Genomic DNA, 12,912 nt, shown 5'->3' on the forward strand with positions numbered 1-12,912 from the left:
GCGCCGGAGCGCCCGGCGCAGATCCGCTCGACTGTCCAACCCACGAAAGGACCTCTCATGAGCAACGACAAGCACGTGACCTACGAGGACGCCGGCGTCGATACCGCCGAGGGCGCCCGCGCGGTGGATGCCATCAAGGCCGCCGTGAAGGAGACGAACCGTCCCGAGGTCATCGGTGGCCTCGGCGGCTTTGGCGGGTGCTTCTCGGCCGCAGCGTTCAAGGACATGGAAGACCCCGTGATGGTATCTGGCACCGACGGCGTGGGCACCAAGCTTGCCATCGCCCAGCTGCTGGACCGTCACGACACGGTGGGCGAGGACCTCGTGGCCATGTGCGTGGACGACGTGGTGCCCATCGGCGCCGAGCCCCTGTTCTTCCTTGACTACGTTGCCATCGGCAAGCTGCGCGCCGAGCACGTGGCGCAGATCGTCAAGGGCATCGCCAACGGCTGCAAGAAGAGCGGCTGCGCCCTCGTGGGCGGCGAGATGGCCGAGCACCCCGGCGTCATGAACCCGGACGACTACGACCTCGCCGGCTTCGTGGTGGGCGTCGTCGACCGCCCGAAGATGATCGGTCCCGAGAAGGTCAAGGCCGGCGACGTCATCCTGGGCCTCGCGAGCTCCGGCATCCACTCCAACGGCTACTCGCTCGTGCGCAAGGTTGCCATCGAGGGCAGGAGCGTCGAGGAGCTCGAGGCCTACAACGAGGAGCTTGGCGAGTCCGTGGCCGACGCCGTGATGCGCCCCACCACCATCTACGCCGGCCAGCTCATCCGTGCGCTCCACGCCGGCGCGCCCATCCACGCCATGGCCCACATCACGGGCGGCGGCATCACCGAGAACCTCAACCGCGCCCTGCCCGCAGACGTTGACGCGCTCGTCTATCGCGGCGGCGAGGCCGGTCCCGCGTGGAGCATCCCACCCATCATCACCTACGTGAGCCGCCTGGCGGGCCTCACGCTCACCGAGGCGTACAAGACGTTCAACATGGGCGTGGGCATGAGTATCATCTGCGCGCCCGAGGACGTCGATGCCGTGACGGCCGCCCTCAAGGCCGAGGGTCTCGACCCGTTCCTCATGGGCGAGTGCATCCCGGGCACGGGCTGCGTCCAGTATCGCGACGACGCCGAGTAGGGGGCCAAGATGAGCGAACCCCTCAAGATCGGTGTGCTGCTCTCCGGATCCGGCACGAACCTGCAGGCCATCATCGACCGCATCGCGGACGGCAGCCTCAACGCGAGCATCGAGCTCGTGGTGTCGAGCCGCCCGAGCGCTTACGGCCTCAAGCGCGCCGAGGCTGCGGGCCTGCAGACCCTCACGCTCTCCAAGGAGATGTACGCAGACCCCGAGCAGGCCGACGAGATCATCGCCGCCGAGCTCAAGAGCCATGGGTGCGAATATGTCATCATGGCCGGCTACATGCGCATGGTCCACGCGCCGCTGCTGGCCGCCTATCCCAACCGCGTGGTGAACCTGCACCCGGCGCTGCTGCCGAGCTTCCGCGGCGCCCACGCCATCGCCGACGCCTACGAGCGCGGCGTCAAGGTCACGGGCGTCACGGTTCACTTTGCCAACGAGGAGTATGACAAGGGGCCCATCATCGCCCAGCGCGCGCTCGCGGTGGAGGAGAGCTGGGACGTCGATGAGCTCGAGGCCCACATCCACGAGATCGAGCACGAGCTGTATCCCGAGGTCATCGGCTGGCTTGCGGACGGCCGCGTCCACGTGGGCGATGACCTGCGCGTGACGGTTGACCCGGCGTAGTCAGAAGGCGCCGCGCGAGAATCACGTGAAGCGAGAGTCGCGAGTGTAGCTACTTGGTCACTATCGGCCCGAAAAAGGCCGTCATAGTGTCTCAAAAGCTACGCTCGCGACTTCGTTGTTGCGCCGCGGGCCTAGCGACGGCGCAGAACCAGGACGGTCTCGGCGTGCTTTGTGTGCGGGAACATGTCCACGACCTCGAGACTCTCGATGTCGTAGCCGCCGTCGAGGAACAGCTGAAGGTCGCGGCGCTGCGTGGCGGGGTTGCAGCTCACGTAGACCACGCGTTCCGGGGCAAGGCCCAGCACGCCATTGATGAACGTGGGCGTGGACCCCGCGCGCGGCGGGTCCATGATGACGGCGTCGAAACCCTCGCGCCCGGCTCGGGCAACGTCCCTCATGTAGGACGTCGCATCCGCGCAGACGAACTTGCAGCGATCGGCCAACCCGTTGCGGCGAGCGTTGGCGCGCGCGTTCGCAACGGCGCCCTCGACCTGCTCCACGCCCACGACCGCAAGGCCGTCGACCTGCTTGGCCGCGCACATGCCAATCGTGCCGATGCCGCAGTAGGCGTCGAGCACGCGCATGCCGCGCTCAAGCCTTGCGCCCTCGATGGCGAGCGAGTAGAGCACCTCGGTCTGAGCGGGATTCGTCTGGTAGAACGACGTGGGGCCAATCTCGAACTCGCAGTCAAGGAGCCCGTCCACCATGTGCCCGCCGCCGTACAGAGCACGGGTCTCGTGGCCGAGAATGGCGTTCGTGTGGCGCTGGTTCACGTTCTGGGCGATGGCCGTCACGAATGGGGCGCGGGCGCGGATGCGCTCGACGAACTGTCGCTCGCGCGCAATCTGACCGCCGTTCGTGACCACGGTGAGCAGCGCCTCGTCGGTGGCATACCCCATGCGCACGATGGCGTGGCGCAAAAGGCCACGGCCGTGGTCCTCGTCATAGGCGGGGATGCGGAGCTCCTCGGCGGCGCGGGCAACGGCGAGGAGCGCCTCGCGCGCGTGCGGTGCCTCCACGACGCAGCTCGCGCACGGCACGATCCTGTGCGTTCCCCGCGTATAGAAGCCCGAGCGGATGCTGCCGCGCTTGCCCGGCGCGAACGGCGTGGCCGCCTTGTGGCGGTAGCCGGTGGGCTCCATGCCATCCGTGTCCATGCCGTAGATGGGAACGAGCTCCTCGCGCTGCTGGACTGTGGCGCCGGAGGGCAGCACGTCTGCGAACAGCTGGAGCACGGCATCGCGCTTGCGCTTGAGCTGGATGGGGTAGGGCACTGCCAGCCACTCGCATCCGCCGCAACTCTTGGCGATCGGGCAGGTGTACGTCTTGAACCCCATGCGTCTCCTCATCTTGCAATTCGCCCTGATGGCGAAGTGGTTACATTTTGGCAAAACGGGAGTGTTACCGTAGCTCCCTAACTTGGGCGCAGCCGCGCCCTCTACGAAAGGATACGACATGGCTTACATCCGTAAGGTTGGCGTCCTTGGCCAGGGCCACGTAGGCGCTCACGTTGCGAACTCGCTTCTCGTCCAGGGGCTCGTCGACGAGCTGTACCTGTGCGACATCAACGCCCAGAAGCTCACGAGCGAGACCCAGGACTTCACGGATGCGCTGTCGTTCTACCCGCACAACTGCAAGATCGTGAACTGCGGTGACGAGTACGAGAAGCTCGCCGGCTGCGACGTCATCGTGAACGCTGCCGGCGACGTTGCGAGCGCCGCCAAGGATCGTGACGGCGAGCTGTTCGTGACCTCAGAGATCGCCCGCACCTTCATCGCCCGCGTGACTGACGCCGGCTTCAAGGGCGTTTGGGTCTCCATCTCCAACCCCTGCGACGTCATCTGCACGGAGATCTGGCGCCTCTCCGGCTGCGACCCCAAGCGCATCGTGGGCTCGGGCACCGCGCTTGACTCCGCGCGCCTGCGCAACGCCATCTCCAAGCGCACGGGCCTGGACCAGCACTCCATCAACGCCTACATGCTCGGCGAGCACGGCGCCTCGCAGTTTGCGGCCATGTCCTGCGTGAGCTTTGGCTGCAAGACGCTTGCGGACCTTGTGGCCGAGCAGCCCGAGCGCTTTGGCTTCGACCAACTCGAGTGCGAGGAGGAGGCGCGTCACGGCGGCTACGTGACGTATGCCGGCAAGGGCTGCACCGAGTACGCCGTGGCCCAGGCGGCCGTTCGCCTCGTCCAGGCGATTCTCGGCAACGAGCACTATGTGACCTGCTGTTCCACGCTGCTCACCGGCGAGCACGGCGAGGAGGGCATCTTCTCGTCCATTCCGTGCGTCGTGGGCGCCAACGGTATCGAGGAGACCTTCGAGCTGCCGCTCAACGAGCGCGAGCAGGCCGCGTTCCGTGCCAGCTGCGAACACATTCGCGGCAACATCGCCCAGCTCGGCGAGTGGTGGAACACCGAGAGCCGCGTGAAGTAGGCTCGCGAGTCCACAAGATGCGAAGGTCGGCCCGGCAGGAACTCCCTGCCGGGCTTTTTTATGCTTCGGCGTGCCGGCGCTTGTCTGGCGCTTACTATCCCACCCTAATATGCATATAAGCGATATTTTCGCAGGTAGATAGCTATTTTTTGCAGGATTGAGCATGGAGCTGTCTACATCAGGGCCGCATGGCCCACACAATCGAAGCCCGACGGCTCCGCTAGAGCCACGCACCTGCGTGGGGGAGAGGAGCCATCATGGGGAAGAGGAAATGGGCCGCGAGCGCCTGGTCCAGGCGATTGCTTGGCGTAGCCGCTGCCGCGCTGCTTGCGCTTGGCGTTGCCGTGCCGTCTGTCGCGCTCGCGGACTCGGGGAGCGGCATCGTTGACCGCGTACCCGAGCACCACAAGACCATCAAGGACAACGGGGACGGAACCTACGACCTCACGCTGTCCGTCACCGGCGACACCGAGCAGTCCTCGTCCGCCAAGCCGGTGGACGTCGTGTTCGTCGTCGACGTGTCGTCGAGCATGAACGACAAGGTGGACGGCTGGTTCGGCAAGAGCCGCATGAAGGCCGCGCACGATGCCGCTGCCACCCTTGCGAACAACCTGCTCACCGGCGAGAACGCCAACAAGCAGATTCAGGTCTCCGTCGTGACGTTTGGCACGAACGCCCAGGTTGCCACGGGCTTCACGAGCGATCCGAGCGTCGTCGCCAACGCTGTCCCGACGGCTGCCGAGAGGAACCAGGGCACGAACTGGGAGGGCGGCCTCAAGCTCGCGAACGCCCAGACGAGTGGCCGCGAGGGTGCCGAGAAGCACATCGTGTTCCTCTCCGACGGCAACCCGACGTACCGCGTGAGCGCTATGGGCTATACGTGGTGGGATGAGGGTGGCCTCTTCCATCCACAGGTCGACCACAAGGAAGGCGACAACCTCTACGGTTTTGGTGACAGCGACACCAATGACGGACGCTGCTACGCCGCCGCCAAGGCCGAGGCCAATAACCGCAACGGCGCTAACCTGTTCGTCGTGAGCGTCGCCAAGGACGCCGATAAGATGACCTCCTTCGCGACTGACACTACCGGCACCTTCCTCGACGGCACCACAGCTGACAACCTCGCCTCTGCGTTCTCGCAGATCGGCCAGGTCATCACCAAGACTGCTGGCTACAAGGACGTCAAGATCGTCGACGCGCTCTCGCAGTGGGTCGAGGGCACGGCCGTGGATGGCACCGTCGAGAACGTTCGCTACGCCAAGGACGGACAGGCCTGGGCCACTGCCCCGCAGGCCACCGTCACCGCTGGTGCCGTCGCCTGGGACCTCTCGAGCGCAGGTGAGCTCGAGAAGGGCGTCACCTACTCCATGACGTTCACCGTGCGCCCCAACGCCGCCGCGCGTGCGGACGTTGCCGCCAAGGGCTCTGAGCAGACCTATCCCACCAACGACGGCTCGGCCACCCACGTCGAGTACAAGACCGTCCAGAAGCAGACCGGCCAGGACGACGTCATCTCCGCCGCCAAGACGGCCCCCTACGAGGAACCGCAGATCACCCTTGCGGCGCCCGCCCCCGTCACGGTCGACGGCGCCGCCGACCTTGCCGGAACCAAGACGCTCAACGGCCGCGACCTTGCTGTCGGCGAGTTTAGCTTCACCATCTCCGCGGCCGATGGCTCCGTCACCGACACCCCGCTTCCTGCCGAGACGACCGTCTCCAACAATGCGGACGGCTCGTTCCACTTTGGTGACATCGCGTTCGCCAAGACGGGCACCTACCTCTATGACGTGGCCGAGGACACCTCCGCGCTCCCGGCGGGCGTCAAGGCCGTGACCCAGGGCGCCGAGCGCGTTGAGGTCGACGTCACCGTGAACGAGGCTGGCGAACTCGTCGCCAGCGTCAAGGTCCCCGAGGGCGGTCTCTCCTTCGTGAACGAGTACGGCACCAATGACGCCGTCGTCTCCGTGAACGCCACCAAGGCCATCGTTGCGAACGGTCTTGAGGCGCCGACCCTTAATGACGGTGACTTCTCGTTCACGATCTCTGCCGACACCGAGGGTGCGCCCCTGCCCGACGAGACCACCGTCACCAACCGGGGCGGCAACGTCTCCTTTGGCCCCATGACCTTCGCCAAGGCCATGCTCGGCGACGAGATGAGCAAGACGTTCGACTACACCATCTCCGAGAGCGGCTCCAAGCCCGGCGTCACCAACGACTCTGCCAAGAGCTTCTCCGTCACCGTGACCGATGACGGCAAGGGCAACCTCACTGCCGAGATGTCCGGCCCCGTCTCGTTTGCCAACACCTACGCCGTGGCCCCGCTGAGCTACAGCGTCTCCCGGGATGTGAGCGTCAAGAAGGAGCTCGCCGGCCGAGACCTGCGCGAGGGGGAGTTCAGCTTCGAACTTCTCGAGGGTGATGACGTGGTTGCCACCGCCACGAACGCGGCGGACGGCACCGTGACGTTCCCCGAGCTCACCTATGACGCCCCTGGTGAGCACAGCTACACGGTTCGCGAGGTCGCGGGTGATGCCGCGGGCGTCTCCTATGACACCACCGCCTACGCGGTGAGCGTCAAGGTCTCCGACAATGGCGATGGCACGCTCTCTGCCACGGCGTCCGGCGACACTAGCGTTACCTTCAAGAACGTCTACGAGGCTGCGCCTGCGACCGTCACGCTCAACGCCAAGAAGGTGCTCGAGGGTGCCGAGCTTGCGGACGGCGAGTTCACGTTCCGCCTCGAGAACGGCGGCCAGCTCATGGACGAGGCCACCAACGACGCCGATGGCAACGTGACCTTCCGCGAGCTCACGCTCAAGCAGGCGGGTACCTACACCTTCACGGTCTCCGAGATCGCTGGCAGCGAGGAAGGCGTCACGTACGACTCCTCCCAGAAGACGGTCACCGTGACCGTCACGGATGACGGCAATGGCCAGCTCCAGGCGAGCGTCGAGGGCAACGGCCAGACGTTCACGAACACCTACGTCAAGCCTGCCGCAGGCGATACCAACGCCGATGCGGGAGATGCCGATAAGGCCATTCCCCAGACGGGTGACACGAACAACGCCGCGCTGCCGATTGTGGTGGCCGCCGTGGCGGTTGCCTGCATCGCGGGCGGTCTTGTGGCGAGCCACAAGCGCAAGTAGTGCCGCATAAGGCAAATGAGAGGGGCCAGGCCTTCCGTGCCTGGCCCCTCTTATATGCCCGCCTATGCATATAAGTTATATTTCCGCAGGTAAACGCGTTGTTTAATTAGCTTTTGTTGAGGAGGATGCCAAGAATTCTCCTCACTTCTATCGAGGAATAACCAAGCGAAGAAGGGCATCCGACACCCATTTGGGAAGGGAGCCCGATATGAAATCGAGAAACACCAACGGCACCCTGCGCAGTCGCGTTGCCATCGCTGCCGTCACGGCTGGCCTTGTGGCCTCGCTCGGCGCGCTTACGCCCGCTGCCGCCATCGCCGACGAGCAGGTTGCCCCACAGGAGGCCCTGACGCAGCAAGAGGCCAAGGCCGAGGACGCACCTGCCGCGACTGACAAGGCGGCCACCGCGGACGTCGCCGAGCCCGCTGATGATGCCGCAGTCGCGCCCCAGGAGGATGCGAACCCAACGCCCGTCGCCAATCCCGTGGCTCGCTTCAATGGCCAGGACTATGACTCCTTCGACGCCGCACTCGCTGCGGCGAGTAACACCGATGGGGCAACGATCGAGCTGCTTGCCGACGCCCAGACCAAAGGTCTCAACCTAAGCCGCGACCTTACCATCGACGGTGCCGGCCACTCCCTGACCTTTACCGACAAGGGAATCGCGCTCTGGGGCCATGCGCTTGTGCTCAAGAACGTCAACGCATCTATGAGCGGCGTTGGCTCCACGCCCTACACGGCTGAGTGGAACTGGATGTCGGTTTGCGCCAACAAGGATGCCTCTCTCACACTTGACGCTGCCTCGCTCAGCATGGATGGTGCTGGCACCGGCCAGAACGTCCACGCCATCTACTTCTGCTCCAACAACAAGCTCAACCTGCGCAACGGCTCCAATCTCACAATCAAGAACTATGGGCAGGATGCGCTCGAGTGGGATGGTGGCGACGGCGGCTACAACGTCAACATCGAGGGTGGCTCCACCTACACCTCCGACCACAACCGCTCTGGTTTTACGGGTACGTTCACTGCCTCGGTCGATGCCTCCACGGTCAACGTGACGAACTCGACCGGTAATGGTTCGAACGGTTCCCACTTCGACATCAAGAACGGCTCTGTCGTCGACTTTTCGGACAACGGCGATCACGGCCTTTCGGCGGGCAACCTCTCCATTGCCAACTCGAAGGTTACGGCAAACAACAACGGCCGTAACGGCATCATCTTTACCGGAAAGGGCCAGTTCACCAACGCCGACGTCCAGGTGACCGGCACGCTGGGCAAGAGCTACTGGAATGCTGGCATTCGCCTGATGAAGAAGAATGCCTCGCTTGACGTCGACGCCGCCTCCAAGGTGTCCATCACGGGCAACTACGTAACGGGCCTGTTCCTCGACGCCGGCGCCCACGCCACGTTTGCCGAGGGTGCCGCGCTCGCCATCACGGGCAACGATGCCTCGCAGGCGAACTGCTCTACCAAGAGGGATCTGGCGCAGATGGGCGGCGGCGTTGTCGTGCGCTCCGGAGCAAACCTGACGCTTCCCAACTCCGCGGTCATCGACAACAACAACGCCGCGCTTGCCGGTGACGACGTCTACGCCGAGGCTGGTGGCTCCATCTTGCTCGGGGTAACCAACAATGAAGACGCGCTCAATGGGTTTGGCGGCTGCGGCCATGCCATCGATGGCTGGTATGACGACGCTGCAGACGCCCGCTGGTCTGCTCACGGCGACACGAAGCACGTCAAGGCCGTTGAGGCTGGCAGCTTCCAGGGCCAAAATAGCCCGATTGCCCTCAAGGCGGCCCATGGCCTCGTGAACGTCAACTACCAGTACGTGGGCACCAGGCCAAACGATGTCACGCTCCCTGCGTCTGACGAGGGCCTCGAGGTTGGGGCTTCCTACACCGCCAAGCCCCAGGCCGCGGTGGACGGCTGGACGTTCGATGGCTGGTACACCGACGAGGCCTGCACCGCCAAGTGGGAGGATGGCGCGGAGCTCACGGGTTCCATGACGCTCTACGGCAAGTGGACGCAGGATCCGGTGGCCCCCTCTGCTCCCCAGACGCCCGGCGCCTCTGACGCCAAGCCGGCCGGGAAGGAGCTTCCGCAGACAGGCGACAGCGCCTCCGCAGCCCCGCTTGCCCTCCTTGCAGGAGCCACCGCGGCGCTGACTGCTGGTCTGACCGCGCGCAGGCGCTCGAGGTAGCGGGGAGAATCATCGGGGAAGGCGTTCAGGACGGGACCACGCGCGCCCCGTCCTGTTCTTGTTTGCGGCAGAACGCATATAACGCATATTTCAGCTGGTTAAAGCCTTGATTCGTTAACTTTAGGGGAGCGGGAAACTAATTCGATTGGATATCGCATGACAAAGCGAGCCAAGGTAAGCGCCGCCGTAGGCGTTCGCATCAACGAGCGCGAGCTCGATATCCTCAAGCGCATCCAGGCGGGTGTCGCCCCATGCGTCCTGAGCGTGAACGGCCTTGCGCGCGATTTCTCGTGCAGCGTTGCCACCGTGCGCAACTCGATAAGGGCGCTTGAGGACAAGGACCTCATCACCGTGCGCGCCCGCTTCTTGAGGAACGGCGGCCAGCTCGAGAACGAGTACGAGCTCACGGAGGCGGGCGGCAGGATTCTTGAGGTGAACGGTAGTCTCGAGTAAGGGATATTCCATATATCTCATATTTTCAGCCTGCCCCAAGACGGTCGACTAAACTCGAATCAAGGGACTGTGTGGGCGGGCCTTTGCCCACCTATCTTATCAGCCCATAACGCGCGAGTTTGGGGTGAGTCGGCATGGAAATAGGTTCTGGGGGGGGGGGCGTCGCTGGTAACAGATTTGCCCGCGAGCTCGTTTCCTTCGACGTGCCGCCGACTACCCGAGGCCGGTGAGCTCCGTGCCTCGACGATGCGGCCAAGACAGTGAGCTCATGCACAGAGTTGGCCAGACCTTCGCCGATGCCCGCGCGGAGGCTGGCCTCACGCAGACGCAGCTCGCGGAGCTTTCCGGCGTTCATCAGTCCTGTCTCAGCAGGCTCGAGCAGGGCAACGGCAACGCCACCATCTCGACTCTGGAGACCGTCGCTGCGGCCATGGGCTGCAAGATCGAGATACGTCTCTCGCGTCCGTCCGTCCGCGTCAGAGAGCCCTCGCCGCCCGCCACGCCAGGTGCCCCGTTCGCCGCGTAACGTGGTGGGCAGGGCTTTTTTGTCCGGCGCTTTGGGTACGGTTGACTCAACGAATGCCGTGGCGTGCGTGGGCACCCCGACGCCCACCCAAGGCGGTTTGGGTGGGTCGTGTGCGGCGACTCCTCCCTCCGCTGGGCCACGTGGACCTCAACGGAGGGAGTCATCATGAGCGAGAAGATTAGGAACGTTGCCCTCGTCGGCCAAGGTGGCGTGGGCAAGACCATGCTTGCCGAGGCCATGCTCCATCTCTCTGGCGTCACGAACAGGCTTGGTGGCCACAAGGGCACGAAGCCCACGCTCGACTACGACCCCGAGGAGGAGAAGCGCTCCTTCTCCATCAAGCTCGCCATGGCCCCCGTGCCGTGGAAGGGCGCCCGTCTCAACGTTATCGATGCCCCCTGCTACCCGGACTTCATCGGTGACGCCTATGCCGCGATGTCTGCCGTGGAGACTGCAGTCTTTGTCGTTGACGCTGCCGGCGATCCCGGCGCCGTTACCACGCGCCTGTGGTATGCGGCCGAGGACCTGTCCCTGGCCCGTGCCGTCTTCGTGAACCGCATCGACCGCTCCGAGGCCCACTATGACGCCGCGCTTGCGGCGCTGCAGGAGCGCTTTGGCATGCGCCTTGGCGCCGTGACGCTGCCATGGGGCGTGGGCGACGACTTCAAGGGCATCATCGACGTCATCCGCATGCAGGCGCGTCGCCTCGACGGTTCGGGCAAGCCCATTGTCTGCGACATCCCGGACGACATGCGCGGCGCCGCCGATGAGGCCCGCGCCCATCTCTGCGAGCTTGTGGTTGAGGCAGACGATGAGCTCATGCTCAAGTACCTCGAGGGTGACGGCCAGCTTACGCAGGACGAGCTCGAGGGACTTCTCGCCAAGGCCATTGCCGAGCGCATCTTCGTTCCCGTGTTTGCCGGCTCCTGCACGCGCGAGGAGGGCGTCACGAGCCTCATGGACGACATCGAGACGTACTTCCCCGGTGCCGCCGACTTTGGCGGCGTGCCGCTCGTCAACGGTGACTACCTCGACATCGACGAGGGCGATGACCGCCCGGTGGGCTTTGTCTTCAAGGTGCTGAACGACCAGCAGAACGGCCGGATCGCCCTCGTGAAGGTGCTTGCGGGTACCATCACGCCCGGTCTTGAGCTCACGTGCGCCCGCACGCGCAAGCCCGAGCGCCTCGCGCACATCTACCGTATGGTCGGTCGCGACATGACGGAGGTCCAGAGCGCCATCGCCGGAGACATCGTCGTGGTGCCCAAGATCTCTGCCATGGCGGGAGACACGCTGTCCGTCACGGGCAAGGTGGAGGCCGCGGCGTTCCGCTTCCCCAACTCCCTGTACCAGGTTGCCATCGAGCCCGACAAGCGCGGCACGGAGGATAAGCTGTTCAGCTTCCTGGAGAAGAGCTGCGACGCCGACCCCACGATGAAGGTAACGCGCAACGAGGAGACGGGACAGACCGTCATTTCCGCCATCGGCGAGGCGCAGGTGTCCGTGCTTCTCGACCGCATGGCCGCCCGAGCCGGCGTCACGGCCCACGTTGTGCCCATGCGCGTGCCCTACCGTGAGACGATTCGTCGCACGGCCAGTGCCCAGGGTCGCCACAAGAAGCAGACGGGCGGTGCCGGTCAGTACGGCGACTGCTGGCTGCGCCTCGAGCCCAATCCCGGCGGCGGCTATGAATTCGTTGACGAGGTCGTGGGCGGTCGTATCCCGAAGGGCCTCATCCCGGCGGTCGACAAGGGTGTTCAGGAGACCATGCGCGAGGGCGTCGTGGCGGGCTATCCGATGATCGATGTCCGCGTTGCCTGCTATGACGGCAGCTATCACTCCGTCGACTCCAATGAGATGGCGTTCAAGACCGCGGCGCGCATCGGCTTCCAGAAGGCGGCAGCAGACGCCGAGCCCGTTGTGCTCGAGCCGATGGCGAAGCTCGAGGTCACCGTGCCCGAGGACTACGCCGGATCCGTCATGGGAGACGTGAGCGCGAGCCGTGGCCGCATCGAGGGCATGAACGCGGGTGAGCGCGGCACCACGGTCATCCAGGCGCGCGTGCCCTATGCCGAGGTTCTCGACTACGCCACGCGCCTGCGCTCGCTCTCTCGCGGCACGGGCGAGTTCACGCTTGAGGTTGACGGCTACGAGCAGGTTCCGCATGACGTCCAGGCCAAGCTGGCCGAGGAGTGGCAGAGCCGCCGGGCTGCCGGCAGGTAGCGTTCTCCGCTGAGCTTTAGGCGCGGCTCCGCTGAGGATTCTCGGCGGGGCCGCTCTTTTTGGCGTACCGTTCACCGGACGCTCGGTTGCAAAAAATCGGTGCCCTTTGGCAAAAGTGGGCCGTCTAGCTCGTCTGACACAAATCCAACAAGAATCAAACAGCCACT

At 64.9% G+C, this 12,912-nt stretch carries 9 protein-coding genes; 8 read left to right on the forward strand and 1 reads right to left on the reverse strand.

The genetic code is table 11. The features are described from left to right. The first annotated feature begins 57 nt into the window (after positions 1-57). Positions 58-1,134 carry a phosphoribosylformylglycinamidine cyclo-ligase gene (purM, locus tag Pcatena_RS00160; protein WP_126420543.1) on the forward strand — a complete coding sequence of 359 codons (1,077 nt, stop codon included), beginning with the start codon at positions 58-60 and terminating at the stop codon, positions 1,132-1,134. 9 nt (positions 1,135-1,143) lie between these two features. Then, complete coding sequence (gene purN, locus Pcatena_RS00165) at positions 1,144-1,764, forward strand: phosphoribosylglycinamide formyltransferase (protein WP_126420545.1); 621 nt, start codon at positions 1,144-1,146, stop codon at positions 1,762-1,764. 131 nt (positions 1,765-1,895) lie between these two features. On the opposite strand, the gene rlmD is transcribed toward purN, so the two are convergent. Further along, positions 1,896-3,101 (reverse strand): 23S rRNA (uracil(1939)-C(5))-methyltransferase RlmD, encoded by a 1,206-nt coding sequence (rlmD, locus tag Pcatena_RS00170; protein WP_126420547.1) that lies wholly within the window; start codon positions 3,099-3,101, stop codon positions 1,896-1,898. 118 nt (positions 3,102-3,219) lie between these two features. Between rlmD and Pcatena_RS00175 the strand changes: the two genes are divergently transcribed. From Pcatena_RS00175 to Pcatena_RS00200, 6 genes are all read left to right on the forward strand, one after another. Then, positions 3,220-4,197, forward strand: a complete 978-nt coding sequence (locus Pcatena_RS00175; RefSeq protein WP_126420549.1) for an L-lactate dehydrogenase — start codon at positions 3,220-3,222, stop codon at positions 4,195-4,197. 257 nt (positions 4,198-4,454) lie between these two features. Beyond that, the gene (locus tag Pcatena_RS00180; RefSeq protein WP_126420551.1) at positions 4,455-7,343 is read left to right on the forward strand and encodes a Spy0128 family protein; all 2,889 of its coding nucleotides are present in this window, start codon (positions 4,455-4,457) and stop codon (positions 7,341-7,343) included. Positions 7,344-7,551: 208 nt separating this feature from the next. Further along, positions 7,552-9,543 (forward strand): InlB B-repeat-containing protein, encoded by a 1,992-nt coding sequence (locus Pcatena_RS00185; protein WP_126420552.1) that lies wholly within the window; start codon positions 7,552-7,554, stop codon positions 9,541-9,543. Positions 9,544-9,699: 156 nt separating this feature from the next. After that, entirely contained in the window at positions 9,700-9,996 is a 297-nt protein-coding gene (locus tag Pcatena_RS00190; RefSeq protein WP_126420555.1) for a hypothetical protein, read from the forward strand. A gap of 268 nt (positions 9,997-10,264) precedes the next feature. Continuing rightward, positions 10,265-10,522, forward strand: a complete 258-nt coding sequence (locus Pcatena_RS00195) for a helix-turn-helix domain-containing protein (RefSeq protein WP_126420557.1) — start codon at positions 10,265-10,267, stop codon at positions 10,520-10,522. Positions 10,523-10,687: 165 nt separating this feature from the next. Further along, a complete protein-coding gene (locus tag Pcatena_RS00200; RefSeq protein WP_126420559.1) occupies positions 10,688-12,745 on the forward strand; it encodes an elongation factor G in 2,058 nt (685 codons plus the stop codon). Positions 12,746-12,912 lie beyond the last annotated feature (167 nt).

Origin of the sequence: Parolsenella catena (assembly GCF_003966955.1) — a bacterium.
GTDB classification, from domain to species: domain Bacteria; phylum Actinomycetota; class Coriobacteriia; order Coriobacteriales; family Atopobiaceae; genus Parolsenella; species Parolsenella catena.